2 protein-coding genes are annotated in these 1,987 nt (G+C 74.1%); both read right to left on the bottom strand.

The features are described 5' to 3' along the window. A partial coding sequence (locus VF536_RS16170; protein WP_331615893.1) for a glycosyltransferase occupies positions 1 to 653 on the bottom strand: 653 nt, incomplete at its 3' end. Positions 654 to 663: 10 nt separating this feature from the next. After that, complete coding sequence (locus VF536_RS16165) at positions 664 to 1,884, bottom strand: DegT/DnrJ/EryC1/StrS family aminotransferase (protein WP_331615892.1); 1,221 nt, start codon at positions 1,882 to 1,884, stop codon at positions 664 to 666. Positions 1,885 to 1,987 lie beyond the last annotated feature (103 nt).

The raw sequence follows: 1,987 nt of genomic DNA, 5'->3' as shown, positions 1-1,987 counted from the left end.
CGGGCGCTGCGCTCGGCCTGCTGGAACGCGTCCTCGCTATAGCCGTTCTCGATCACGCGGATGCGGTCGGCGGCGGCGGGGAAACGCTGCGCGTAGAGCCGCGCCGCGCCGGGGGTGGTGAAGGTGAAGCGTGTCGCGCGCGCGAAGACCTTGCGCTCGACCGCCGCGAAGCTGCGCCACAGCACCGGGTCGGCCGGATAGCCCTCATGCGCCATCGGGTCGCGGAAGTCGGCCACCCAGGGCAGGCCGCTGAGCCGCGACAGCCAGTAGCCCACGAGGTGCGCGGTCGGGATCGGGTAGGTGCTCCAGATCGCGTCGGGGCGGGTCTCCCGGATCAGCTTCAACCCGGCCGGGACGGCGCCGAGCAGCCAGCTGTGCCAGCGGTCCGGGCGTGCCAGGAAGCCGGGATACCGGCCCGCGATCGACAGGTGCCGCGCGGCGTCCAGCGCGAAGGCGCGACGCACGACCAGGTCCGGCGGGATCTCCTCGACCAGGTCGGTCCCGGTCAAGGTGTGCACGCGGGGATGCGCGGTCAGCAGGCTCGGCGTCCAGCCCGACGCGGGCAGCTGCTGCGCGAAGCGCAAGGCGCGCTGCACGCCGCTGGTCCCCGCCATCGGCGGGAACTGGAAGGAGACCATGAGCACGCGCCGCATTCCCCGGCTCTCAGCGCGGCGCCGCCGCGGCGGGCGTGATGAACAGGCGCTCGACCTGCTCGACGATGCGGTGCAGGTCGGACTCGCTGAGGTCCTGATGGCAGGCGAGCTGCAGCACGTGGTGCGACCACGACTTGCCGGCGTCGCCGGGCAGCCCCGGCACGCCGGGCCACAGCCGGTCCCAGCGCGACACCGGCACGCCGAGCCTGCGCATCTCCGCGTAGCCCGGATCGGGCGTGCGCACCCACAGCGGGAAGACGTAGGGCGCGCAGTCCGGCGGCAGCGCCGGCAGCAGCGGATGCACGCCGTCGCGCCGCGAGAACGCTTCGGTGAAGAACGCGTAGTGATGCCGGCGCGCCTCGACGATGCGACGCCGCGGCACGCGCCGCGAGATCCATCCGCTGGCATGCGTCAGCGCGCGGTGCGACAGGGGCAGGTCGATCAGCGCCATGTTGGCGTCGATCTCCTCGGCCTCGTCGAGTTCGCCGTGGCGGCTCGGCGCCGCCTGCGTCCCGGTCGACGGTCCCTTCACCAGGCGGCGCAGGGCGCTCTTGAGCGCGAACGCGCCGCGGATCAGCCGGTTCAGGCCGGTCAGGCGGTCGTGCGCGGCGCCCATGTGCAGGATGTCGGAGCCCGCCTTGACCTGGTCGATGCGCGAGGCCGGCGTCAGCGCCGGCATCGTCAGCCCGGCGCGGTTGAGCGCGAGGATGCCGCCCTCGGGCGTCGGGAAGAACTTGGTCAGGCTGGCGATGGCGACGTCGCCCCAGGAGCCGATCGGCCGCGCGCCGGCGCGACCGAACATCGCATGCGCGCAGTCCTCGATCAGCGCGATGCCGCGCGCGTCGCACCAGGCGCGCACCGCCTCCATCGGCTGCGGCAGCCCGAAGTAGTGCGGCACCAGCAGCGCCTTGGTGCTGGCCGGCACGTGCGCCGAGAGCCAGTCCAGGCGCGGCGCGCCGTGCTCGTCGATCGGATAGAAGGCCGCGTCCGCGCCCAGCGTCTTCACCGGCGAGACCATCGTCGGGCAGTGGTAGGTCGGCAGCAGCACGAGGTCGCCGGGACCGACGCGCAGGCACTCCAGCGCCAGCAGGATCGCCGCGCGGCCGCTGGTGGTGGACAGGTGGCGCGGATGGTCCAGCAGGCTGTGCTGGTCGATGTGCGCGGCGCCCGCGAAGGTGGACCAGCCGATGACCGGCAGTCGCGGCGCGAGCATGGTGGGCGGAGGGCTCAAGGCGAGGGCCTCCCGGTCAGCGCGCCGTCGCCGGTGCCGCGGATTCGGGGGTGGAGGCGGAGGCGGCCGAGCCGGCGGGGGCCGACGCGGGCGCCCCCTCCGG

The sequence above is a fragment of the Roseateles sp. genome (assembly GCF_036486225.1).
GTDB lineage: Bacteria > Pseudomonadota > Gammaproteobacteria > Burkholderiales > Burkholderiaceae_C > Roseateles.
This window is presented reverse-complemented; position numbering and strand designations above follow the sequence as displayed.